General features: G+C 56.3%; 22 protein-coding genes and 1 pseudogene. 16 read left to right on the forward strand and 7 right to left on the reverse strand.

The features are described from left to right. Positions 1-6: 6 nt before the first annotated feature. A complete protein-coding gene (locus CKW21_RS24325) occupies positions 7-573 on the forward strand; it encodes an NAD(P)H nitroreductase (RefSeq protein WP_095196433.1) in 567 nt (188 codons plus the stop codon). A gap of 114 nt (positions 574-687) precedes the next feature. Here the strand turns inward: CKW21_RS24325 and CKW21_RS24330 are convergent, their stop codons facing one another. Both CKW21_RS24330 and CKW21_RS24335 read right to left on the reverse strand, forming a co-directional pair. Continuing rightward, positions 688-2,025, reverse strand: coding sequence for a HAMP domain-containing sensor histidine kinase (locus CKW21_RS24330; protein ID WP_095196434.1), 1,338 nt, complete (start codon positions 2,023-2,025; stop codon positions 688-690). Between the two features lie 184 nt (positions 2,026-2,209). Next, a complete protein-coding gene (locus tag CKW21_RS24335; protein WP_095196435.1) occupies positions 2,210-2,659 on the reverse strand; it encodes a Spy/CpxP family protein refolding chaperone in 450 nt (149 codons plus the stop codon). 398 nt (positions 2,660-3,057) lie between these two features. On the opposite strand from CKW21_RS24335, the gene CKW21_RS24340 reads away from it, so the two are divergent. The 9 genes and pseudogenes from CKW21_RS24340 to CKW21_RS24380 all read left to right on the forward strand — a co-directional run bounded on the left by CKW21_RS24340 (position 3,058) and on the right by CKW21_RS24380 (position 11,633). Continuing rightward, positions 3,058-4,413 carry a phenylacetate--CoA ligase family protein gene (locus tag CKW21_RS24340; RefSeq protein ID WP_095196436.1) on the forward strand — a complete coding sequence of 452 codons (1,356 nt, stop codon included), beginning with the start codon at positions 3,058-3,060 and terminating at the stop codon, positions 4,411-4,413. Between the two features lie 13 nt (positions 4,414-4,426). Then, a complete protein-coding gene (locus CKW21_RS24345; protein ID WP_095196543.1) occupies positions 4,427-4,990 on the forward strand; it encodes an acetyltransferase in 564 nt (187 codons plus the stop codon). Beyond that, positions 4,974-5,660 (forward strand): iron-containing redox enzyme family protein, encoded by a 687-nt coding sequence (locus CKW21_RS24350; RefSeq protein ID WP_095196437.1) that lies wholly within the window; start codon positions 4,974-4,976, stop codon positions 5,658-5,660. Before CKW21_RS24345 ends, CKW21_RS24350 begins: the two co-directional genes overlap by 17 nt. Positions 5,661-5,664: 4 nt before the next feature. Beyond that, positions 5,665-6,276 (forward strand): annotated as a pseudogene (locus tag CKW21_RS32370) (flavodoxin family protein). A 7-nt stretch (positions 6,277-6,283) separates the two neighbouring features. Continuing rightward, entirely contained in the window at positions 6,284-7,174 is an 891-nt protein-coding gene (locus tag CKW21_RS24360; protein WP_095196438.1) for a DMT family transporter, read from the forward strand. 13 nt (positions 7,175-7,187) lie between these two features. Beyond that, positions 7,188-8,063 carry an alpha/beta fold hydrolase gene (locus tag CKW21_RS24365; protein WP_095196439.1) on the forward strand — a complete coding sequence of 292 codons (876 nt, stop codon included), beginning with the start codon at positions 7,188-7,190 and terminating at the stop codon, positions 8,061-8,063. Positions 8,064-8,711: 648 nt separating this feature from the next. Next, on the forward strand, positions 8,712-10,187 hold the full coding sequence (locus CKW21_RS24370) for an anthranilate synthase component I family protein (protein WP_095196440.1): 1,476 nt from the start codon (positions 8,712-8,714) through the stop codon (positions 10,185-10,187). Further along, positions 10,184-10,777 carry an aminodeoxychorismate/anthranilate synthase component II gene (locus tag CKW21_RS24375; protein WP_095196441.1) on the forward strand — a complete coding sequence of 198 codons (594 nt, stop codon included), beginning with the start codon at positions 10,184-10,186 and terminating at the stop codon, positions 10,775-10,777. Before CKW21_RS24370 ends, CKW21_RS24375 begins: the two co-directional genes overlap by 4 nt. 88 nt (positions 10,778-10,865) lie before the next feature. Further along, a complete protein-coding gene (locus CKW21_RS24380) occupies positions 10,866-11,633 on the forward strand; it encodes a LuxR family transcriptional regulator (RefSeq protein ID WP_095196544.1) in 768 nt (255 codons plus the stop codon). Positions 11,634-11,862: 229 nt separating this feature from the next. On the opposite strand, the gene CKW21_RS24385 is transcribed toward CKW21_RS24380, so the two are convergent. The 4 genes from CKW21_RS24385 to CKW21_RS24400 all read right to left on the reverse strand — a co-directional run bounded on the left by CKW21_RS24385 (position 11,863) and on the right by CKW21_RS24400 (position 13,979). Then, positions 11,863-12,540: a response regulator transcription factor gene (locus CKW21_RS24385; RefSeq protein ID WP_095196442.1), complete on the reverse strand. Its 678-nt coding sequence runs from the start codon at positions 12,538-12,540 to the stop codon at positions 11,863-11,865. 7 nt (positions 12,541-12,547) lie between these two features. Further along, positions 12,548-12,961 (reverse strand): translation initiation factor 2, encoded by a 414-nt coding sequence (locus CKW21_RS24390; protein ID WP_095196443.1) that lies wholly within the window; start codon positions 12,959-12,961, stop codon positions 12,548-12,550. A 120-nt stretch (positions 12,962-13,081) separates the two neighbouring features. Then, a complete protein-coding gene (locus CKW21_RS24395) occupies positions 13,082-13,381 on the reverse strand; it encodes a YciI family protein (protein WP_007984134.1) in 300 nt (99 codons plus the stop codon). A gap of 1 nt (position 13,382) precedes the next feature. Beyond that, positions 13,383-13,979 (reverse strand): septation protein A, encoded by a 597-nt coding sequence (locus CKW21_RS24400; protein WP_095196444.1) that lies wholly within the window; start codon positions 13,977-13,979, stop codon positions 13,383-13,385. 87 nt (positions 13,980-14,066) lie between these two features. On the opposite strand from CKW21_RS24400, the gene CKW21_RS24405 reads away from it, so the two are divergent. The 6 genes from CKW21_RS24405 (at position 14,067) to CKW21_RS24435 (ending at position 21,067) form a co-directional block, all read left to right on the forward strand. Continuing rightward, positions 14,067-14,930: a PHP domain-containing protein gene (locus tag CKW21_RS24405; RefSeq protein WP_095196445.1), complete on the forward strand. Its 864-nt coding sequence runs from the start codon at positions 14,067-14,069 to the stop codon at positions 14,928-14,930. Between the two features lie 13 nt (positions 14,931-14,943). After that, on the forward strand, positions 14,944-15,573 hold the full coding sequence (locus CKW21_RS24410) for an L-threonylcarbamoyladenylate synthase (RefSeq protein WP_095196446.1): 630 nt from the start codon (positions 14,944-14,946) through the stop codon (positions 15,571-15,573). A 120-nt stretch (positions 15,574-15,693) separates the two neighbouring features. Beyond that, complete coding sequence (locus CKW21_RS24415) at positions 15,694-16,392, forward strand: ScpA family protein (protein WP_170948721.1); 699 nt, start codon at positions 15,694-15,696, stop codon at positions 16,390-16,392. Between the two features lie 11 nt (positions 16,393-16,403). After that, positions 16,404-17,363 (forward strand): SMC-Scp complex subunit ScpB, encoded by a 960-nt coding sequence (scpB, locus tag CKW21_RS24420; RefSeq protein ID WP_095196448.1) that lies wholly within the window; start codon positions 16,404-16,406, stop codon positions 17,361-17,363. Positions 17,364-17,559: 196 nt separating this feature from the next. Then, positions 17,560-18,792, forward strand: coding sequence for a 23S rRNA pseudouridine(2605) synthase RluB (gene rluB, locus CKW21_RS24425; RefSeq protein WP_095196449.1), 1,233 nt, complete (start codon positions 17,560-17,562; stop codon positions 18,790-18,792). Positions 18,793-19,648: 856 nt separating this feature from the next. Beyond that, positions 19,649-21,067, forward strand: a complete 1,419-nt coding sequence (locus CKW21_RS24435; protein ID WP_095196451.1) for an amino acid permease — start codon at positions 19,649-19,651, stop codon at positions 21,065-21,067. A 125-nt stretch (positions 21,068-21,192) separates the two neighbouring features. Here CKW21_RS24435 and CKW21_RS24440 read toward each other — a convergent pair whose 3' ends face one another. Then, positions 21,193-22,857: an electron transfer flavoprotein-ubiquinone oxidoreductase gene (locus tag CKW21_RS24440; RefSeq protein ID WP_095196452.1), complete on the reverse strand. Its 1,665-nt coding sequence runs from the start codon at positions 22,855-22,857 to the stop codon at positions 21,193-21,195. Positions 22,858-23,257: the final 400 nt, after the last annotated feature.

Consider the following 23,257-nt stretch of genomic DNA (forward strand, 5'->3'; position numbering starts at 1 on the left):
TGGCCGATGCAGGCTCTCGACGTTTTGCTCAACCGTGTTTCCGTCCCGCGCCTGATCGAACCGGCACCTACTCAAGCGCAGCGCGAAGTGTTGTTTGCCGCAGCGATGCGGGCACCGGATCACGGTCATTTGCAGCCTTGGCGGTTCCTGACCGTCGAAGGCGCAGCGCGCGAGCAGATGGGCGAGTTACTGGCTGAAGCGGCGAAGCTGCAAGACAGCGAAGTGACCGAAGCGGCCATCGACAAGGCGCGCAACGGTCCTTTGCGCGCCCCCTTGGTGGTCGTGGTGATTGCCCGGTTGCAGGATCACGTCAAGTATCCGAAGTCAGAGCAGATGCTGGCGGCTGGCTGCGCGGCGCACGGGATCTTGCTGGCGGCCTATGCGCAGGGCATTGGTGCGGTGTGGCGTACAGGGGATCTGGCCTATTCGCCGCATGTGGCCAAAGGGTTGGGGCTGGCGGAAGGGGAGAAGGTGATTGCGTTCCTTTATCTCGGTACGCCGCTGAAGGAGCCACGTGTGGCGGAGAAGGTGGATCTGGCAGAGTTCGTCAGCGCCTGGCCCGGCAAAGCCTGACACCGTATTTCCCCTGTGGGAGCGAGCCTGCTCGCGAAATCGGAGTGTCAGGCACTGAGATGTTGAGTGTACTGCCGCTTTCGCGAGCAGGCTCGCTCCCACAGGGATTCAGGGTTAGGTGATGGCCCCCGGCACCATCGGCAATTCCAGACTGGCAATAAACCCACCCTCCGGGTGATTGGCCAGCACCAGACTCCCGCCATGCCGTTCCGCCGCACGGCGGGCGATGGCCAGGCCCAGACCGTGTCCGGCTGCGGTCTGCCCGGGCGCCCGGTAGAACGGCTCTCCAAGCTGATTCAAATGTTCGGCGTCGACCCCCGGACCATGATCGCGCACGGTCACCACAATCCGCTCACCCTGTCGCAACGCCTGCATTTCAATCGGTTGCCCGCCTTCCGGGTTGAAGCGCTGAGCATTGCGCAGCAGGTTATCCACAGCGCGCTCGATCATGGTCGGCCACCCTCTGAGGTTCAGTTGCGGCTCGGCTTCAAGGCGAACGTTCTGCTCTGGCGAGCCCAGCTGTGCATCCCGTTGCAGCCCGGTGAGCAGCGCATTCAGGTCCACCTCTTCGGCGCTGGCGTTATCGGCATCAACCCGCGCCAACACCAGTATTTCACTGATCAGCGCTTCGAGTCGGTCACACTCACGGGTCAGGCGCGGCCAGAGTTTTTGCCGTTCTTCCGGCGTAGCCCGTTCGGCCAGGGCCAGCGCAATGCGCAGGCGGGCGAGGGGCGAGCGCAGTTCGTGAGACACGTCCCGCAGCAGTTGCCGCTGGCTGCTGATCAGGCTTTGCAAACGTGCACCCATGCGGTTGAAATCGTTGGCCAGCACCCCGAATTCGTCGCGGCGGTTCGCCAGTTTGACCAGACTGTTCTGCTGGTAAGTGGTTTGCCCCAGGTCATGCACCGCCCCGCGCAAACGGCTGAGCGGACGGGTGATGGAAAAGGTCACCAACAGGCTGAACAAGGTCAGTACCACCAGGGCGATACCCAGCGCACTCAGTGGCCAGAGCAGGCTTTCACGGTGCCAGGCATCGAGTTCCGGGTGGGGGATGCGGTAGATCAGCAGGTAGGTGTCGCCGGTTTTTTCGCTGGTGTATTCAGCGGTCAGACGCCGCCATGGCAAGCGCCGGTCATCATTGTTCTGTCGCGCTTCGAAGGCCGCGGCGCGGCGTGGGAAGGTGCCGCGCACCACCGGGTCGCCACTTTCGTTGAGTACCTGAACGTCGATGTGATACTGGCGTTTGCGCTGTTCCAGAATGTCCTGGGCGGCTTCTTCGCCCTGGGCCTCATAGGTTTGCGTCCATTGTTCGGGCAGGGTGTTGAGGCCTGGGTGACGACTGAGAATCCACGCATCCTGGTTGAGCATGTGCCCGAGCAAAATGGACAGCCCTGCAACCAGGGCGATGGCCAGCCAGAAGCTGGCCAGGATACGCCAGAACAATGAACGCACAGAAAATCCTCAGACAACAATGAATCCGATGTAGGAGCGAGCTTGCTCGCGAAAAACGCAGTGACGACACGTGCTACCTGATGCCGCGCGTTATCGTTGACGTCCATCGCGAGCAAGCTCGCTCCTACAGTAGATCGGAAAACTGAGACCCAACGGTGTTCGCCGTTGGGTCAGGGTTAGATCATTATTGCGCTTTTTGCGCCTGTTGCGCTTTCCACGCCTTGAACTCGGCCCATTCGGCGCGACGTTCAGCCCGTTTTTTCTGGATCTCGTCGAATTTCTTCTGTTGATCCGGTTTCAGCAGCGCCCGCACATCAGCTTCGGCTTTCTTGTGGTTGGCGGCCATCTCGTCTTTCATGGCTTTCTGATCGGCTGGCGAGAGTTTCTCCAGGTACTTGTCGACCACTTGCTTACGCTCATGCATCTGATCGCCCATGATTTTGCGGATCTGCTCGCGCTGTTCGCGGCTCAGGTCCAGCTGGCTGTAGGGGCCTTTGCCGTGCATGCCGTGCATCTGACCGCCGTGGCGCGCTCCATCCATCGGGCCACCCATAGGGCCGGCGCCTTCGGGCATGGCCATGGCAACAGTCGGCAGGGTGGCGGCGAACATCAGAGCGATAAGAGTCTTGCGCATGGTGAATCTCCTTGTCTCATTCCCGGTACGTTCCGGATGAGTACAGATTACGGAGATCAAGGTCAGCGGCGGTCAGCGGAGCGTAAAGCTTGGGTAAAGATGATTTTCGAACAACCTGACAAATCCAACACATCGGCTGCTTCACCAAACGATACCCCGCCGGCTTTCCTTTTTACCTAGTGCAACGCCGGCATCACAACTCGAGTGGCTCCGGTCGTTTACGCAGACCAACATCTCCTATTGACAGGTTGGCCCTATCATATCTTTTTCGCGCTCGCAACTGTTTTGTTAGGCAGGTATATGGTTTTTCCTAACTTGTTAGTGTCCGTATCAGAGGGAGGCATCGTTAGTAGTTAAGAGCAGAGCTAATAATATAAATGTCGACGAGGGCGTAAGTTATGGGTGTGAGAAAGCTTTTTGATGAATTCGCCACAAAGTATAACGATATTCATCAGGCATACTGGACCAACACGCTAAGTGAAGACGAACTTAGGCTCTGGCATGAGGAACGGCTCAAAACGGTCCTGCGGCATGTCAAAAGTAAATCCGTTTTCTACGGAAAACACTTTAAAGATATTGATGTAGAAGGCATCACGCTGGCGAATCTTTCTTCACTGCCTTTTACCACTAAGGATGATTTAAGAGAGTCTATGCTAGATATTCTGTCTGGCACACTGGAAGACAGCATTTATTTTTATGAAACCACCGGCACGACCGGTCCGGCGACCCCATGCCCACGAGATAAAAAAGAAAGTTATGCAAGTAACAAACAACTCACCATGGCTTACAAGGCGGTGTTGGAGAAACATTTCCCTGCAGAGAAACCCGTTGTAGGCATCATGGGGCCGACTGAGGCGCATTCCTTCGGTGATACCTTGGGTGATGTCTGTCATCAACTGGGTGTCTGTAGCGCCAAAATCTGGCCGCATTCCCCGGTCATCGGATATCCCAAGACGCTCCAGTTGATGAAGGATTTGCGCATCGGCGTCGTCGCTTCAGCTCCAGGACTGTTGCTGGCACTGGCCAAGGAGGCCGAGCGGCTAGGCTTCAATCCCTGCGAGGACTTTCATTTGCGGGCGTTCATGATGAGCGGTGAACTCTGTACGTCAGCCTTGAAAAACAACTTGTACAGTCTCTGGGGTTGTGAAGCCTACAACAGTCTGTATGGCTCGCAAGAAGCGATGATTATTGCCGCAGCCAACACCAGCGACCAACTGATGCCCCATCGACTCAACTACATCATTGAGGTATTGAACCCCCAAACGGGCGAAAGTCTGGGTGACAGTGGTGAAGGGGAGTTGTGCGTCACCATGCTGGTCGACGGCGTGAAACCGTTGATCCGCTACCGTACGGGCGACTTAATTTGCATTCAAAAAACGGCAAAAAAACCGATTGCACTAGGGCAGGTAATGAAAGTGGTCGGACGTGTCAAAGATGCCATGATCCTTAACGGCAAAGACTTCACGGCTGGCCAAATCGAGCAGGCGCTGCTTGAAGGTGTCGAGAAATGCCTAGGTTATCAAATCGTCATCAACTGCGTGAATGACAGAGATACAGTGATCGCCAAAATGGAAATGTCCAGGTTTTACCAAGGTGATCGCAGCCAATTGACGTTGTTGATCCGTGAGCGCGTGCGCGAGCGCCTAGGGGTTGAGGCGACAATCATGATGGTCGATGACCTTGATGATCATGTGAACTTGGGCAGTTGGTTCAGTTGGAAAGAAGCGCGAATTGTTGATCAACGCAGCCGATAGGTTGGGGCACAGTATGAGCATGTCCATGCAAATCGTGTCGGCGAAAAGTGAACTGTTCCAAAAAGTGCGTGCTTTAAGGTCTCGCTACATTGGTGACAACCCGGCCAGTGAAGAAAATTTTTCCGATGCCGAGGTATTACGCGATACCTATTCGTATCACATGGCTTATCTGGATGGAGGCGAGATTGTCGGTGCTATCCGGATAACTCCGTTGGGACATGGCGTGAGCTTTGTCGAACGGGTCGTTAATGTGGGGCATTATTTCGCTCATCCAATGGACTCGTTTGACGCCAATCGGCTGGTGTTGGATGAGAAGTATAGGGGCGGCCTGTACTTGAGGCACTTCCTTCTGCAAGCAGCAATTTGGTTAAGAGCCAATACGCAGTTTAGATACATCTCGGCTTTGTGTCGGGGGCGTCTGGCTGCCCTGTATGTCGATATCGGAGGGTGTGTTCTAGCCGACGACATCACTTGGACGAGCCGACAATCACCACGTGATTACAGTTTGGTTTACCTGGAGCTGGAAACCGTCTTTAACACCATAAAAGGGAAAGTAATTCATGGACAATTTCTTTAAAGAATTGAATGCCATTGTTGACAGCGGCTGGGACAAAATCAAAAAGGGTCGCTATTGGAGTCACAGCCTCGAGCAACCAATTACGGTCGAGCTTTATCAGCAGGTGATGCTCCAGGTTTACCATTACACCCGCTTCAACTCGATCAATCAGGCAGCCTGTGCTTTCAGAGCGGATCCGGGCCAGACAACGCTGCTGCGCTTCGTTTACAAGCACGCGCTTGAAGAACTGGGCCACGAGAAAATGGTCATTCGTGACCTGGAGTCTATCGGTGCCTTGCCTGCGTCGCTGCCTGTGCCGCTTCCTCCCACTCAGGCGCTGATCTCCTATCTGAACGACGTGGCCATCCGCCTGGGACCGATTGCCCGCTTGGGGTACAGCTATTGGGCGGAGGGAGTGTATGAACACATCCAGCCCATTCTGAACAAGTTCCGTGTAGACCTGGGACTTAGTGACGAGCAAATGACGTTCTTTGTCGCCCATTCGACCATTGATGAAAAGCATTCCGAAGAAGTGCGCTTGGCGATGCAGCGCGCGGTGAAGACGGATGAAGAGCGAGCACTAATCAAAGAAGTGGCGAGGGTGACGTTGTACCTCACCGGTCAGTTGCTGGAGGAGTCGTTGCTGGAATATGAGCGTCTCGTTGACGCCCCATTGGCCAAGACGTCCTGAACTGATGAAGCTGATCGTCATTGTCGGGTCAAGCCGGGCACACGGGGTCAGCAGTAAAGTGGTGTCGTTGATTCGACGCCACTTGGAAGGACGCGCCTCGGTCGAAGAACTCTGGCTTCGCAATTATCGTATCGACTACTGCGATGCCGATAACGCCTGTTCACACATCGATTGTTCCCTGCCAGACGATGTGGCCGCGATCGTAAATGAAATGGTCAAGGCGGACGCCATTCTGTACCTGCCGGTGATGCATGCCTAGGGAACCAACAGCCGTTTCCAGGCATTTCTGGAGCGGGTGGGGTATGGCTTCATGCGTCCGCGTGAGCGACCGTTGCGAGACAAGCTTGCGGCTGTGGCGGTGGTGGGGCGTCGATACGGCCACACGGCGGTATTTAGCCAGGTGGTGCTCAATGCCCTGTTGAATAAAATGGTATTGGTCGGCTCGGGGTTCCCGGCCACGTTCAACACACAACTAGTTCAGGACCCAGAGGCGGAACAGGCATTGCGGGAAACACTGGATCGCCTTGTGGAGCACTATCACAAATTGAATGAAAGTCCCTGTGGTGGCGTCGAGCGTTTGCGCCTGCTAAAGCAAGTCCAATTTCAAACGGGATGATGCATAGATGCCTATTCGAGATTCATTGATAGCCGTACTAGTGGCGTTCTTGTGGGGGGCACAAGTAACGGCGGTTAAAATTGGCGGACAAGAGCTTCCGCCTATCCTCATGGTCGCGATGCGCTTTGCCTTGATGGCGGCTGTTTTATTACCTTTTTGTGGAATTCCCAAACGATACGAACTTCTCCAAGTGTTCTGGATCGGTTCCCTGGGAGGGGCGCTACATTTCGGGTTGTTGTATTGCGGTATTTCACGAGTGGATGCCTCGACGTCTGCTGTTGTTTACCAACTTGCGACACCATTCACTCTGTTGCTGGCTTTTGCTGTTTTGGGGGAGCGCATCGCATTACCCGTCGTGGGGGGGATTATCGTAGCGTTGCTAGGCGTGCTGACGGTGTTGGGAGGCGTTGGCAAAGGCGGTACGTTGGCGGGAATATTGCTGGTGATTGCTGCGGCTTTTGTCTTCGCCGTGGGAACATTGCTCACCAAGCGGTGGGGACCTTTCAACCCGCTAGTTATAAGCGGGTGGACGGCATTGATTGCGGCACCGGAGTTGTTGATTGTTTCGGCTGCGGTTGAGGGGCAGGCGTGGGGGGCTGTCCTGATAGCCAGTCCGACGGCCTGGGCCGCCATGCTGTATACGGCCGTCAGTGGTGGGCTGATTGGATTTGGCTTGTGGTATTGGCTTTTGGGCAGACACCCCGTCCAGCGCCTGACGCCGTTTCTATTATTGGTGCCGGTTTTTGCGGTTGCAGTTAGCCAGTTTCTCTTGAAAGAAGGTTTGTCACTGAGCCTTATCGTTGGCGGTGTGGCGGTTTTGGTCGGTGTCGGGCTCTGTCAGATCCCCGGCAGACTTGTGCAGGTAACAACCCGCCTGATTGATCGGCGAACCCATTAAGAGGTGATTCTCCATGGAGTGGCCAGGTCAGTTGGCATTGCTCGTCTTGCGTCAGCAAAACCGGTTTCGCTACAGACTTACAGCCCGGTGCTGGAAAGCAAAAAGTTATGAGATTGCCTATTTGCACTCGACTTGCCGCGAGGCCAAGTCCACCCTGGTGTTCCTCCATGGATTAGGGGCCAGTAAGGATCAGTGGGGGCCGCAAATATACTCGTTGGTGGACACTTACAACTGCGTATTCCTCGACCTTCCCGGTGAAGGGGAGTCCTCGTTCGACGGCGTGCAAAGTTACAGTCCTGTGGCTCAAGTGGAGCGACTGAAGGCTTTTTTCGATGCGCAGTCTTTCAAGGACGTAGTATTGATTGGCAACTCCATTGGTGGCTGCATTGCCTGCCTTTATGCGGCCACTTATCCGGCAGAGGTGTCCCGTTTAATCGCAATAGCGCCTGCCGGTTTGCCGGCTGCAAGGCTTAGTCCGGCCATGAGCCAGTTTCTTGAGTCTGGCAAGCATCCGTTTGGCTACCGGACCGTCTGTGAAATGCGGAAGCTTTGGGAGATCGTGTTTACTCGAGCGCCCAAGGTCCATGCGTTTCTGGCAAAGGCTCTGGCTGCTAGGGGAGCGCTTTGCTATGCGAGGATCGGGAAAATACTGGAAGATTTCAAGGGCTCCGGTTTGTACCCGCTTCAAATGCGGCTCGCGGAAGTCAAGGCGCGGACCTTAATTGTGTGGGGGAGCAACGATCGCGTATTTGATATTTCTTGCCTGGATGAGATTAACCGACTACTGCCACAGGCAAGCGTCTGCATTATCGAGGGTGCGGGGCATGTCCCGTATCTGGAGTGTGGCGAGGAGACACTGGATGCCATCCAGCGGTTCCTAGCAATATAGCTATAAAGTTCTAATAGTCATCTGGCCGCCCCTGCCTCACGAACGCGGCTCATTTTTACGAGCTTTCCCACCGACAAAACCTTACATGATATTTCTACGAGACCTGTCTCAATGATTCGCGTCATGGCGGTATTTGGTGCGGCGTGGTCGCACTACGCTCATCTCTTTGTAGACCGACGCGGGAATCGGATCGCAGTGCAGATGCACGACAGTCTGAGCATCTGTTCGGCGACAGGCTGCCTGCACTAAATCGACTCGCTTCAGCGAACGACATGGATCGCAGCTACCGCGAAATATAAAGGACTGAGGTATTGGGTTTTGGATTTCTTTAATGCCGTGTTCTTTCTGACGGAGTATTCCGCAGGCTTTACAGGACATTTCTGACATACCCAGAATGGAGAATCTGGCAGAGTCAATGCCATGATTTTAACATTTTCTTTCGATCTGTTCGGTGCCACACAAGTGTGGAATCTAACTGTGCTGATTGGATCAGCAAAGGGCATGCGTTTGCTTGCGGTGCACGGATCGGATCGAAGGATCCATTAATTAATAGTTGAGCTGTCTGATCTGTTTGGCAGTTTAGGGCGTCGACCCAGGCGGTCGGCGCTGATCTGTGTGAACTGCTGGCGATAATATAGGAGTAATGTCTTGAGTAGGATAACCGCCTCCGTTAGTGTTCTGGCTCATACTGAGCGCTTGAAATGCGACCCGCTGGCTGTGTATGAAGCAGCGGCAAAAGCATTCGGCACCGATAAGACCTTTATACTTGAATCACTGTCTGGCCCCAGCCGCGATCGTAAGGCGACCATAATCGGCATGGAGCCATTACTGGCGGTAAAAATTTATGAGGGGTACGCGATAATTGAGGGAAGTGAACTACTGACTGCCCATCTAAGAAGTTCGCTGTCGGAGCAGGGCGTTTTTCTGGACAACATTGGACGTGTCAGTATTGATTCGAACGATGCCGTATGGGATTTGTTACGTGCGATACAAACATCCTTTGATGTTCCGCATCAGCCTAATCCTAGTCTCGCTTTTTTTGGTTATCTCTCATATGACAGTGTCCGGTTTGTCGAAAATATTCCGGACCTGACCGAGCGGACCATTGACTATCCGATCATTGCCTTGAGCGTTTTTCAGACGCTAGTGTACTTCCATGCCAATGGAAGTGTAGATATTTTGGTTAATAATTGTTCTCTATGGGCGCACCGCAGAACCGATGACTATTCCGCGCTGTTGGCTGGTGCTATCGACATTCAGACCACTAACGCGCCGGTTGTTTATCCGTCCGTTACGGTGGCTCGGGATACTGTGGAAAAAGAGCAGTTCCTTGGCTGGGTCGACAATGCGCTGGAGCACATTCGCCAAGGAGATATCTACCAAATTCAATTGGGTCACGAAGTGCAGATTGATACACCTATTAAACCCTTTGAAGTATATCGGGCATTGCGCAGAAATAACCCTTCACCCTACATGTACCTAGCTAATCTGGCCGGGGTCGACCTGATTGGCGCCAGCCCCGAACTGTTTGTTCGGATCAAGGGCGATCTGATCGAGATGAGGCCCATCGCTGGAACCATAGGGAAAGTACGCGGTGTATCTTCCAACGAGTTGATCTTGAGCATGACACGCTCTGAAAAAGAGCGAGCGGAGCATTTAATGCTTGTGGACTTGTGCAGAAATGATATCGGGCGCGTCTGTCAGCCGGGCTCACTTGAGGTCGATGAGTTGATGTTGGTCGAGGAGTACTCTCACCTCTATCACATGGTGTCAAACGTACGCGGATTATTACAAAAAGGATTTGATGCTTTTGATGTTATTAAGGCTTCTTTTCCAGCGGGAACTATGACGGGTGCACCGAAAATTCGGGCAATGCAGATTATTGAAGGTATGGAAAATAACCGTCGTGGGATATATGCTGGAGCGGTCGGTCTAATTGGATTCGACGGTAGTGTCAATACGGCTTTGTGTATCCGGTCAGCGGTACATAAAGGAGGGGTCTATTACTTGAGGGCTTCTGCAGGTGTTGTCGCGGACTCGATTCCAGATAGCGAATGGACTGAAACCTTTTACAAAATGGGTTCTGTTTATCGCGCCGTTACCGGAAGGGAGATGCAGGAGTGAAAGTTTTCCTGATTGATGCTTATGACAGCTTTGTATTTATTATCAGTCAGTACCTTGAGCAGTTGGGCCTAGAAACTCACGTAGAGCGTAATGATGTTCCGAACCTGATTGAAAGAATTGAAGCGTACGCGCCAGACTTTTGCGTGTTGGGACCTGGGCCTGGTCATCCACGTGACGCCGGTTATAGCGAGGTAATCCATCATTTTAAAGGGCGCTTGCCTATATTAGGCGTGTGCCTTGGGCATCAGGCTATCGGCCTGAGTTTCGGTGGTTCAGTTGTTCGAGCTGCCAACGTAATGCATGGGAAAATCAGCACAATAAACAACGATGGTCGAGGTGTTTATGCTCATACCAATTGCAAGCCGATCAAGGCGACACGCTACCATTCGCTGATTATCGATAAAAAAGATCTACCTGAGGATCTAATTGTGACATCCACTGCAAATGATGACGAATATATAATGGGGGTGCGACATCTTGAGTATCCAATAGAAGGTGTTCAGTTTCATCCCGAGAGTATTTTGACGGAGGAGGGTATTAAAATATTTAAAAGTTTTATAGAGCAGCACTGTCGTGAGTCATGGTTATAAGTGGCGGGCTACGGGGTGTCTATGTCTAAAGTTGTAATTTCAGTGTTGAAAGGTATCAAATAGAGCTTTCATGAGTGGTGGGGGTATCATGGATGACTTATATAGATGTAGAAAAAAAGAAGCGCTTCTGAGGGGCGGCTTAGAAGAATCATTGGATGATTTCTCTGTTCTTTCCAAGGAATTGCATCGAAGTGATTGGGAGCGCCATTTGCGCAAGGTACTGCGTCGAATCGGCTATGACCGTTTCTTACTGAGCCTGAGTTGCGCTACAACCAATGACCCTTTCAGCAGGATCATGACGACTTACCCTTCTGATTGGCTCAGGCGATACAAAGATGAGAATTTTATTCAGGTGGACCCAATAATTCGGCACTGCCGTCACCACTTCGTGCCACTATACTGGGAGGCCGCGCGGAGGCAGGCACGAGGGCGGTCCCATGAATTCTGGAAGGTACGCGAGGGGTATGGCCTTTTACAAGGGGTCAGCATTCCTCTGCGGTGTAACGAAATGGTCGGATCACTCAATGTCGCTCTGAGCATGAACTCTAATGATAAATTATACGACGGCCTAAATTCTTCACTAGGAAAGCTATTTATGCTGGTTCCATTCCTTTTGGAAGGCTCACAGAAACAATTGAAAGAACCGCGCGAGCAGTTCTGCAGCCTGACCCTGCGAGAGTCCGAAGTGCTGAAATGGTCGGGGGTTGGTAAAACGACTTGGGAGATAAGCTGCATACTAGGGTGCTCTGAACGCACTATCAATTTTCATATCGCCAACGCAAGTCGAAAACTGGGCTCTTTCAGCCGGCGGCAAGCGATATGCGTGGCGTTGGCGCAGGGGATAATTTCGCTTTAGTAAGTAACACAGAAAGTGGCTGCTAATTTCACGTCGTTCGTGGCTAAGATTAATGAGTTTTTCAACCATTAATAAGGAAGAGGCTCCCATGATCGGAGATGTTCAAGCGCAGCTTTGATGTCTCGCAGATCTATCAAGTGTGGTGTAGGCATTTGACGTACACCAAACTCGGTAGGCGATGGTTGTTTTTTACGACGATTCTCGAACCCGAATTCCGAAGTACTCGGAGTCAGAGGCTGTAGTAATAACCGCGGCTGCGCAGTGCCACGATGCGCGGACGGCCATCGGGGTGCGGGCCGATTTTCTTGCGCAGGTTGCTGACGTGCATGTCGAGGCTGCGGTCGTATAGCGTCAGCTTGCGGCCGAGGGCGATTTGCGCCAGTTCCTGTTTGTCCAATGGTTCGCCGGGTTGCTTGAGCAGGGCTTCAAGCAGACGGCTTTCGGAAACAGTGAGCGTAAACTCCTGCTCGTCGATGCTGACCACACCGCGCACCGGGCTGAAACACAGATCGCCCAGTTCCATCTGGCTGGACACCGCCGCCGGATGGCTGCGGCGCAACACGGCGCGCAGGCGGGCCGTCAGTTCCCGGGGGTCGCAGGGTTTGGCCAGGTAGTCGTCGGCACCCAGTTCCAGGCCGAGGATACGGTCAAGTGGTTCACCCCGGGCCGAAAGCATCAGTACCGGCAAGTCCGGGTGATCGCTGCGCAGTTGTTTGAGCAGCTCCAGGCCGCTGCCGTCCGGCAGCATGACATCCAGCACCACGGCTGCCGGGGAGGTTTCGGCCAATGCACGACGGGCGCTCTGGCCATTGTGACAGGCACGCACCTGGAAACCTTCCTGGCTCAGCCAACTGCTCAGGAGCTCACACAGCTCCTGGTCATCATCAATCAGTAACAGCTCGCTCATGACTCACTCAATTTAGCCATTGTCGACGTTTTCGACTTGCACCACTGGCGAAGATACCGCAGAGCAGGGCCAATAGCGCAACTCCGGCGCCGATGACGAACCACTGCTGTTGATCGGTCAGCCAGCGCGGAATCGAACTGCCAGCCTGGGCTTCCCGCAGTTGCAGCTTCAGACGCTGGTTTTCCTGGCGCAACCGGGCCAGTTGGGCGCTTTCGCGTTCACCATCGGCGCTCTGCAATTGTTTGTTCAACTCTTCTCGTTGCCGCTCGCTTTCCTTCAAGCGTTGCTGCAATTCGTTTATCTGGCTTCCCGCGCTCAAGGACAGCGGCGTGGAGCTGGCGCCCTCGGCACGTTCTTCACCGTGGGCGGGGGCCACGATCGACAACGTGACCAACATCAGACACAACGGACCTTTGCGCATCGCGACTCCTGATTCCAATACGAGTATTGGGAAGTTGTCGGCCGGCAAAAGAGAATAATGAGCGATTGAGAGCGCGATGAACCGATAAGGTTCACCGCGCGGGGGATTGCGAGAAGAAAGTTACGGCAGGACTTGCTTGAACGGCTTGACCAAAACGTTGGCGTAGACACCGGCGGCAATGTACGGATCGGCATCGGCCCAGGCCTGGGCGGCGCTCAGGGAATCGAACTCGGCGACGATCAGGCTGCCGGTGAAGCCCGCCGCGCCCGGATCATTGCTGTCGACCGCCGGGTGCGGGCCGGCCAGTACGATGCGACCTTCGCCCTTGAGCACCTGCAGGCGCTCAAGGTGGGCAGGCCGTGCGGCCAGGCGGGCTTCCAGGGAGTTGGCGACGTCTGTGGCAATGATTGCGTAAAGCATGTCAGTCCTCGGTTTTAGGCGATGTGGTATCGGCGTCATGCAGGTGGCGGGACAGGTAGATGCCCTGGCCGACCAGGAAAATCAATGTCATGCCCAGGCTGCCGAAGACCTTGAAGTCGACCCAGTAGCTCTGGAAGGTAAACGCAACGAACAGGTTGGCGGCACCGCAAAACAGGAAGAAGGCGATCCAGGCGATGTTCAGGCGCGTCCAGACGGGCTCAGGCAAGGTCAGCGCGTGGCCCATGATGCGTTTGATCAGCAGGCGGTCACCGATGAAGTGGCTGCCGATGAAACCCAGGGCAAACAGCCAGTTGACCACCGGGGCTTTCCATTTCAGGAAGGTCTCGCTGTGGAAGGCCAGGGTCAGGCTGCCGAAGACCAGGCAGGCGACAAGGGTCAGCCACTGGCTCTTCTCCAGCTTGCGCTGTTTGATGAACAGCGTGCCGTAGACCACCAGCGAACTGATGATCAGCATCGCGGTGGCGCTGTAAATACCGCCTACAGTTACCTCATGGCCGGCAATGTCGACGACCCGTGGATCGATTTTGAAGACGATGAAAAACAGCAGGAGCGGGATGAAATCGATGAATTGTTTCACAGTGGCAGCCAGAAGCAGGATGTGGCGGCATAATAACAAACATATGGGCGCGCGATAGCGCCAGCTGATTTGAGGTTACAAAGCCCTGTGAATGTTGATTTGCACTGCCATAGCACGGCCTCCGATGGCGCCCTGGCGCCTGCGGTTCTGGTTGCGCGTGCGTTCGAGAACGGCGTGCGAGTCCTGGCCCTGACCGATCACGACACCCTTGAAGGCCTCGATGAGGCGCGACACGCTGCGAATGCGCTGGGGATGCAACTGGTCAACGGCGTCGAATTGTCCTGTACCTGGGGCGGCGCGACCATTCATGTGCTCGGCTACGGTTTCGACGTCAATGCCGCACCATTGGTCGAGGCGATTGCCAAATTGCACGATGGTCGCTGGCTTCGGTCCGAAGAAATAAGTCGCAAACTGGCGTTGAAGGGCATGCCCGGCGCGCTTGAGGGCGCCCGGGAAATCCAGCAGGCTCTGGGTGACAGCGGCAACGCACCGGCCCGGCCGCACTTCGCCGACTGGATGGTGCGCGAAGGTTTCGTCAAGGACCGCGCCGAAGCCTTTCGCAAATGGTTGGGCGCAGGCAAGCTGGGGGACGTCAAGCAACATTGGCCGACCCTGGAGGAAACCGTCGAAACCCTGCGTTCGGCCAAGGCCTGGGTCAGTCTGGCGCACCCCTGGCACTATGAATTCACCCGCAGCAAACGTCGCCGCCTGATTGCCGACTATATTCAAGCAGGGGGCCACGCGATCGAGGTGGTCAATGGTCATCAGCCTGCCGAGCAAGTGGGCAGCCTGGCGATTCTGGCCCGCGAATTCGGTCTGCTGGTCAGCGCCGGCAGTGATTTTCATGGCCCTGGAGGCTGGTCCGAGATCGGTGAATACCGCCCGCTCCCGGATGATCTGCCACCACTGTGGTGTCGGTTCAAACATGACCCAATTATTGCCGCCGTCTGAACAGGTAGAGAATGTGAGTCAATTTTTCCAGATTCATCCGGAAAACCCGCAAGCGCGCCTGATCAAACAGGCTGTCGAGATCATCCGCAACGGCGGGGTGGTGATCTATCCCACAGACTCTTCCTACGCAATTGGTTGCCAGATCGGCGACAAGGTTGCCGTGGAGCGTGTTCGGCGCCTGCGTCAGCTCGACGAAAAGCACAACTTCGCATTGATCTGCAGCGATCTGTCGCAACTGGGGCTGTTTGCCAAGATCGACACCGGCACCTTCCGCATTCTCAAGGCGCATCTGCCGGGGCCATACACCTTCATTCTCAACGCTACCCGCGAAGTTCCGCGGCTGCTGTTGCACCCGAAAAAACGCACCATCGGCCTGCGTGTGCCGAGCAATCCGATCGCCTTGGCCTTGCTGGCCGAGTTGGGTGAGCCGCTGATGAGCGTCAGCCTGATCATGCCCGGCGATGAAGATCCGCTCACCGATCCCTATGAAATGCGCCAGTTGCTTGAACATCAGGTCGACCTGATCATCGACGGCGGTTTTGGCGGGATCAAGGCGTCCACCGTGATCAGCCTCGCCGACGGCGAGCCGGAAGTGATCCGCGTCGGTTGCGGCGACCCTGCGCCGTTCATGGCCGAGGCCTAGATGTCCGCAGTAGAACCCGTCGACAGTCAGGCCGGAGCCCAGCAAGAGCTGCCCTTCGCCATGGTCTATGGCCAGGCGGTCATGGAAATGCCGCTGGACCTGTACATCCCGCCGGATGCGCTGGAAGTCTTTCTCGAAGCCTTCGAAGGTCCGCTTGACCTGCTGCTGTACCTGATCCGCAAGCAGAACATCAATATCCTCGATATTCCGGTGGCGGAAATCACCCGCCAGTACATGGGCTATGTCGAGTTGATGCAGTCGGTGCGCCTGGAGCTGGCCGCCGAGTACCTGGTGATGGCCGCGATGCTGGCCGAGATCAAGTCGCGAATGCTGCTGCCTCGGGCGGAAACCGTCGAGGACGAGGAAGAAGACCCGCGGGCTGAACTGATCCGTCGCTTGCAGGAATACGAACGCTTCAAGGCAGCCGCTGAGGGTATCGATGGCCTGAGTCGCGTCGGTCGCGATGTGGTAGTGCCCAAGCTCGATGCGCCGGAAGCCCGGGCGCGCAAGCTGTTGCCGGACGTGCGTTTGTCAGAGTTGCTGCTATCCATGGCCGAGGTGCTGCGCCGTGGCGACATGTTCGAAAGCCACCAGGTCAGTCGGGAGGCGCTGTCCACCCGCGAACGCATGAGCGATGTGCTCGAGAGGCTCAAGGGCGGCGGTTTCGTGCCGTTTGTCGAGCTGTTCACCGCCGAGGAAGGGCGGCTGGGCGTGGTAGTGACCTTTATGGCAGTCCTCGAACTGGTCAAGGAATCCCTGGTCGAGCTGGTGCAGAATGAGCCGTTCGCAGCGATCCACGTGCGAGCCCGAGCCGAATAACGAGTTGAATCATGAACCTGAGTGAACCCCGCGAGCTGGCGCCGCTGCTCGAAGCCTTTCTGTTGGCCTCGGGAAAACCGCAATCCCTGGAGCGCCTGTTCGAACTCTTCGAAGAAGGTGAGCGGCCGGAGCCGGCGGTTTTCAAAAAAGCGCTGATCATCCTGGGCAAGTCCTGCGATGGCCGCGCATACGAATTGAAGGAAGTCGCTTCCGGCTATCGCCTGCAAATTCGCGAAAAGTTTTCGCCGTGGGTCGGTCGTTTGTGGGAGGAGCGCCCGCAACGTTATTCCCGGGCGATGCTCGAAACCATCGCGCTGATTGCCTATCGCCAGCCGATCACCCGGGGCGAGATCGAAGACGTGCGGGGTGTGGCGGTCAACAGCCAGATCGTCAAGACGCTGATGGAGCGCGAGTGGATTCGCATCGTCGGTTACCGCGACGTGCCGGGCAAACCGGCGATGTTCGCCACCACCAAGGCGTTTCTCGACCACTTCAACCTGAAAAACCTCGATGATTTGCCACCACTGGCCGAGTTGCGCGAGCTGGAGCCTGATCCGGTGCTTGAGTTCGACGACGCGCCGGTACCGGCCGCGTTGCAGGAACTGGCGGACGCCAGCGCCGAGCCGGAGGAGCCCAAGGAAGAAACCAGCTTCCATACTTTGCTGCTGGAGCTGGACAGCATGGAGGAGGGGCTCAAGACCGACTTCGATGATCTGTTGCGTGATGGTGAGGTGCCTGAAGTTGATCCGGAGCAGACCGACGTCGAACCGGACATCGAACCTGCTCAAGTTGAGCCTGAGCCAGAACCCGAGCAGGAAGACGACATCCTCGGCGTTGCCGAGGCCCGTGAAAAACTGCTTGCCGCCGTTGCCGCGCTTGAACAACCCAAGCCTGAGTTGAGCGACGAGGAAGCAGAAGCCCAAGCCCTGGCCGAAGCCATCGAAGCCGAACGCCGCCAATTCGACGACTGACACTGATCCCAAAGGGATTGATTTTGAACCCACCGGTCGGCGGAAAGCCAGAAACCTTGCATCGATCAGCTAGTCTCTGATGCGCGAACGCCGACATGAGCGTATGATTCGCGACCCTTCGACGATCCCCTCGTCCAAGTTACAGTTTTCAACGTTTCAGGTCCGGCCTGAACAGACCACACCGGGAGGTGCCCAGATGAGTATCAACGACCAGAAAGACGACCAGCCAATCGGCCCAGCAGGCGAAAAACTGCAGAAAGTCCTCGCCCGTATCGGCGTCGGCTCGCGCCGTGATGTGGAAGCCTGGATCAGCCATGGCCGAATCAAGGTCAACGGCAAAGACGCTACCCTCGGTCAGCGCGTCGATATGCATGACGCCATCACCATCGATGGCAAGGTGATCAAGCGCGAAGAAGCCGCCGAGTCGGTACGCCGCGTGATCATGTACAACAAGCCCGATGGCGAAATCTGCACCCGTGTCGACCCGGAAGGTCGTCCGACCGTGTTCGACAAGATGCCGCGTCCGAAAGAAGGTCGCTGGATCAACATCGGTCGTCTGGACATCAACACCACCGGTCTGCTGATGTTCACCACCGACGGTGAGCTGGCCAACCGCCTGATGCACCCTTCCTACGAAATGGACCGTGAGTACGCGGTGCGTGTGCGTGGTGAAGTAGACGACGAGATGATCGAGCGCCTCAAAGCGGGCGTCGTGCTCGAAGACGGCCCGGCCAAGTTCACCGACATCAAGCAGGCACCCGGTGGCGAAGGTTTCAACCACTGGTATCACTGCGTGGTAATGGAAGGCCGTAACCGTGAGGTTCGTCGTCTGTGGGAATCCCAGGGGCTGGTGGTCAGCCGTCTGAAGCGCGTGCGTTTCGGTCCGGTGTTCCTCAACTCCGACCTGCCGATGGGTCGCTGGCGCGAAATGAGCCAGTACGAAGTTGACATTCTGAGCGCTGAAGTGGGCCTGACCCCGGTGGCCATGCCGCAGATGACCGCCAAGAGCAAAGACAAGCTTGAGCGCATGCAGCGTAAATCGTCGCGGCCAATGGCCAAGACGGATCGTGTGCGGACCCTGCGTCCAGCCACCGGTGAGCCGGCTACCAGCCCGCGATCAAACCGTGAGCCACAGATCGAGGGCGAGCGTCCGGGTCGCAAGCCTGCCGCGCGCCAGGACGGTGAGCGTGGCCCACGTACTCCGCGTCCTGCCAACGGTCGCACCGAGCGTGGCGAAGGCCGTGGCGCTCCAGCCGGTCGCGGAACGCCGGTGGCGGACCGTCCGGCCGACACCAAGCGCCCGGCCAAGCCGGCGCCGAAGCGTCCGGGGATCAAGCTGGTCGATGGCGACAAACCGTCGGGCAAGCGCCGCGGTGCGCCGGCCGGTTCTGGTCAGCGTCCGGGGTTTGGGCGTCGCAAGCCTGAGTGAAGCAGCGGTAAGCTTCACGTGAAAAACGCCAGCCTTCGGGTTGGCGTTTTTTTTTGCCTGGCTTAAGTGGTGTGGTGTTTTTCAGTCCGCCTTCGCGAGCAGGCTCGCTCCCACAGGGGGGGGTGTCTCTTTGAAAGAACGCATACCCGTGTGGGAGCGAGCCTGCTCGCGAAGGCGTCAGCGGTAGCACCACCATGTCCAGATCGGAAAACCAGCGTTACGCCCTGTAAAGAAACACTTACGAACTCCATGGATTGCCCCTGTGAAATCGTCATCTTGCCAAGGCTGTAAGAAAATTCTTCCGCCTATGTCATCCATCGATGCAGTTGCAGCGCTCTAACCCGCTTGTTTCCCCCGCCCCGGCAAGGTGTCATGCGCGCCATGCCTGTCGTGCAGGTGCATAACAAAAAGGAGGCGCAATGAACGCCGCAATCCGTTTCCAGTTCTCAGCGTGGGCCGGTTTTCTTACCGATCCCGTCAATGGCCCGCAAAGGCCTGACTCCCTTTTTGCAGCCGCCCGAGCCTCTCGGGGCGGACACAGGCAATCCCGGCAAACGACTCACTGATCCGTGGTGTCTGGCAGCAGGGGGTTGGCGGTGTACAATGCGCCGCGTTTTACCTGTGACCTCCTGCGCATCTGCGCAAACCTCAAGGCTATCCGCCTTGTTCACTCCGCCACGTCACGAGCGTGTCGGGTTCGATTTCGTCACAGATAAAAACAAACAGGTGACGCATGACCGTTGTAAATACGCTGAACTCCTGGTGCCTGCGCTGGGGTTTGATCGGTGCCGCTTAACGTCTTTTCCAAGCAGCAACGCCTACAGAACATCATCAAACCTTGCGTGAGACCCTTTTCATGAGTGGACAAAACTCGCATTCAGGCGAGCTGAAACGCGGCCTGAAAAATCGCCACATTCAACTGATCGCCCTCGGTGGCGCGATCGGTACCGGTTTGTTCCTCGGCTCGGCCGGGGTACTGAAGTCCGCCGGTCCGTCGATGATCCTCGGGTACGCCATCTGCGGCTTCATTGCCTTCATGATCATGCGCCAACTGGGCGAAATGATCGTCGAAGAGCCGGTTGCCGGTTCCTTCAGTCACTTTGCGCATAAATACTGGGGCGGCTTTGCCGGCTTCCTGTCGGGCTGGAACTGCTGGATCCTGTACATTCTGGTGGGTATGTCGGAGCTGACCGCCGTCGGTAAATACATTCACTACTGGGCACCGGAGATCCCGACCTGGGCCTCGGCCGCTGCCTTCTTCGTGCTGATCAACGTGATCAACCTGGCCAACGTCAAAGTCTTTGGCGAGGCCGAGTTCTGGTTCGCGATCATCAAGGTCGTGGCGATTGTCGGCATGATTGGCTTGGGCAGCTACCTGCTGGTCAGCGGTCACGGCGGCCCGGAAGCGTCGGTGACCAACCTGTGGTCCCATGGTGGTTTCTTTCCGAACGGTGTCAGTGGCCTGGTGATGGCCATGGCGATCATCATGTTCTCCTTCGGCGGCCTGGAAATGCTCGGATTCACCGCAGCGGAAGCCGACAAGCCGAAAACCGTGATCCCGAAAGCCATTAACCAGGTGATCTACCGGATCCTGATTTTCTACATCGGTGCGTTGGTTATCCTGCTTTCCCTGACCCCATGGGACAGCCTGCTGGCGACGTTGAATGCGTCCGGCGATTCCTACAGCGGCAGCCCGTTCGTCCAGGTGTTCTCGATGCTCGGCAGCAACACTGCCGCGCACATCCTCAACTTCGTGGTCCTGACCGCAGCGTTGTCGGTGTACAACAGTGGTACCTATTGCAACAGCCGCATGTTGCTGGGCATGGCCGAGCAGGGCGATGCACCGAAGGCGCTGGCGAAGATCGACAAGCGCGGCGTGCCGGTGCGCTCAATCCTGGCTTCGGCCGCGGTGACGCTGATTGCGGTACTGCTGAACTACCTGATCCCGCACAGTGCGCTGGAACTGCTGATGTCCTTGGTGGTGGCCACCCTGGTGATCAACTGGGCAATGATCAGTTACTCGCACTTCAAGTTCCGCCAGCACATGAACAAGACCCGGCAGACGCCGTTGTTCAAGGCTTTGTGGTACCCGTACGGGAACTACATCTGCCTGGCGTTCGTGGTGTTCATTCTTGGCGTGATGCTCTTGATTCCGGGGATTCAGGTCTCGGTGTACGCGATTCCGGTGTGGGTCGTGTTCATGTGGATCTGCTACGGCATCAAGAACAAACGTCGTGATGCAGGTTCTGCTGTAGTGGGTTCTGTAACCCGATAAGCAGTCAGTAAAAGAAAATGCCCGTATCGCGAGATACGGGCATTTTTTATGGGCGTTCTGTTTTTCAGGCTTCAGAAATGCAAATGCCCCGACAGGTCGGGGCATTTTTTGTTCAGGCGTTCGGCTTACATGTTCGGGTAAGTCGGGCCGCCAGCGCCTTCCGGTGCCACCCAGGTAATGTTCTGTGCAGGGTCCTTGATGTCGCAGGTCTTGCAGTGAACACAGTTCTGGGCGTTGATCTGGAAGCGCTTCTCGCCGTCTTCCTTGGTCACCACTTCATACACGCCGGCCGGGCAGTAGCGCTGGGCAGGTTCGTCGTAGAGCGGCAGGTTCTTGCTGATCGGGATGCTCGCGTCGGCCAGCTTCAGGTGGCACGGCTGCTCTTCTTCGTGGTTGGTGCCGGAGATGAACACCGAGCTGAGCTTGTCGAAACTGATTTTGCCATCCGGTTTCGGGTAGTCGATCTTCTTGCAGTCGGCCGCCAGTTTCAGGCAAGCGTAATCCGGCTTGGTGTCGTGCAGGGTGAACGGCAGTTTGCCGCCGAAGATGTTCTGGTCGAGCCAGTTGAAACCGCCGCCGACGATGGCGCCGAACTTGTGGATCGCCGGGCCGAAGTTGCGGCTGGCGAACAGTTCGTCGTGCAGCCAGCTCTTCTTGAACGCATCGACGTAGGTGGTCAGTTCTTCGGTGCCGTCCTTGTCGGCGAACAGCGCGTCAGCCACGGATTCGGCAGCGAGCATGCCCGACTTCATCGCGGTGTGGCTGCCCTTGATCTTGGCGAAGTTCAGGGTGCCGAGATCGCAACCGATCAGCGCGCCGCCCTTGAAGACCATTTTCGGCAGCGAGTTCAGGCCGCCCTTGCAGATGGCGCGGGCGCCGTAGCTGATGCGCTTGCCGCCTTCCAGGTACTGCTTGAGTACCGGGTGATGCTTGAGGCGCTGGAACTCGTCGAACGGCGACAGGAAGGTGTTGCTGTAGGACAGGTCGACGATCAGGCCGACCACGACCTGGTTGTTTTCCAGGTGATAGAGGAACGAGCCACCGGTGTTTTCGGTGCCCATGATGTCCATCGGCCAACCGGCGGTGTGGACCACCAGGCCAGGCTGGTGCTTGGCCGGATCGACTTCCCAGATTTCCTTCAGGCCGATGCCGTAGTGCTGCACGTCGGATTCATTGTCGAGGTTGAAGCGCTTGATCAGCTGCTTGCCGATGTGGCCGCGGCAACCTTCGGCGAACAGCGTGTATTTGCCACGCAGCTCCATGCCCGGGGTGTACAGGCCTTCTTTCGGCTGACCTTCGCGGTCAACGCCCAGGTCTCCGGTGATGATCCCGCGAACCACGCCGTTCTCGTCGAACAGTGCTTCCTGAGCCGCGAAGCCGGGGTAGATTTCCACGCCCAGGTTCTCGGCCTGCTGGGCCAGCCAGCGGCACAGGTTGCCCAGGGAGATGATGTAGTTGCCTTCGTTGTGCATGGTCTTGGGCACAAAGAAGTCCGGAATTTTCTGCGCGCTTTCGGCGTTTTTCAGCACGAAGATGTCATCGCGGGTGACCGGGGTGTTCAGCGGCGCGCCAAGTTCTTTCCAGTCCGGGAACAATTCGTTCAGGGCCCGTGGTTCGAACACGGCACCGGACAGGATGTGAGCACCGACTTCGGAGCCTTTTTCAACCACGCAGACGCTGATTTCCTTACCGGCTTCGGCGGCCTTCTGCTTCAAACGGCAGGCGGCGGACAGGCCAGCGGGGCCGGCACCGACGATGACCACGTCGAATTCCATGTATTCGCGTTCCACAGGCTATCTCCTACTCAAGGCTCAACAGTTTTTTTCTAATTTTTAAGGTTTGGTGTCGCATCCATGAATCCCAGCGCAACGTGGGGAGCGGACAATCGATCAACCACCTTTCTCTTTGGGTGGCGCATTATATCTACACCACTCTCAGGGTCCAATACAAACGTTTGTTTGAATTGGCTCAAAGCCAGAGAAATCAAAGTCACGCGGGTTATGAACGGCTATTTTGCCGTATTGACCGGAATAGGTGTTCCGGTCAAGATACGGGCGGTTTTGCGCTCGCCGTAGGCTGAATGTTGGTTTCAAGAGCACCTCTAAAGACAGGGCGATGGCAGTACAAGGTGATGCGCAGTTCAGGTTAGCCGCGCAGTTTACACGCCGCGATATTGAATGACTTGTCGGT

The sequence above is a fragment of the Pseudomonas sp. Irchel 3A7 genome (assembly GCF_900187565.1).
Classification (GTDB): Bacteria; Pseudomonadota; Gammaproteobacteria; order Pseudomonadales; family Pseudomonadaceae; genus Aquipseudomonas.

Coding starts and splice junctions, on each gene's coding strand:
- CKW21_RS24325 (WP_095196433.1), top strand. CDS start 7: ATGCAGGCTCTCGACGTTTTGCTCAACCGTGTTTCCGTCCCGCGCCTG.
- CKW21_RS24335 (WP_095196435.1), bottom strand. CDS start 2,659: ATGCGCAAGACTCTTATCGCTCTGATGTTCGCCGCCACCCTGCCGACT.
- CKW21_RS24340 (WP_095196436.1), top strand. CDS start 3,058: ATGGGTGTGAGAAAGCTTTTTGATGAATTCGCCACAAAGTATAACGAT.
- CKW21_RS24345 (WP_095196543.1), top strand. CDS start 4,427: ATGAGCATGTCCATGCAAATCGTGTCGGCGAAAAGTGAACTGTTCCAA.
- CKW21_RS24350 (WP_095196437.1), top strand. CDS start 4,974: ATGGACAATTTCTTTAAAGAATTGAATGCCATTGTTGACAGCGGCTGG.
- CKW21_RS24360 (WP_095196438.1), top strand. CDS start 6,284: ATGCCTATTCGAGATTCATTGATAGCCGTACTAGTGGCGTTCTTGTGG.
- CKW21_RS24365 (WP_095196439.1), top strand. CDS start 7,188: ATGGAGTGGCCAGGTCAGTTGGCATTGCTCGTCTTGCGTCAGCAAAAC.
- CKW21_RS24380 (WP_095196544.1), top strand. CDS start 10,866: ATGGATGACTTATATAGATGTAGAAAAAAAGAAGCGCTTCTGAGGGGC.
- CKW21_RS24385 (WP_095196442.1), bottom strand. CDS start 12,540: ATGAGCGAGCTGTTACTGATTGATGATGACCAGGAGCTGTGTGAGCTC.
- CKW21_RS24390 (WP_095196443.1), bottom strand. CDS start 12,961: ATGCGCAAAGGTCCGTTGTGTCTGATGTTGGTCACGTTGTCGATCGTG.
- CKW21_RS24395 (WP_007984134.1), bottom strand. CDS start 13,381: ATGCTTTACGCAATCATTGCCACAGACGTCGCCAACTCCCTGGAAGCC.
- scpB (WP_095196448.1), top strand. CDS start 16,404: ATGAACCTGAGTGAACCCCGCGAGCTGGCGCCGCTGCTCGAAGCCTTT.
- rluB (WP_095196449.1), top strand. CDS start 17,560: ATGAGTATCAACGACCAGAAAGACGACCAGCCAATCGGCCCAGCAGGC.
- CKW21_RS24435 (WP_095196451.1), top strand. CDS start 19,649: ATGAGTGGACAAAACTCGCATTCAGGCGAGCTGAAACGCGGCCTGAAA.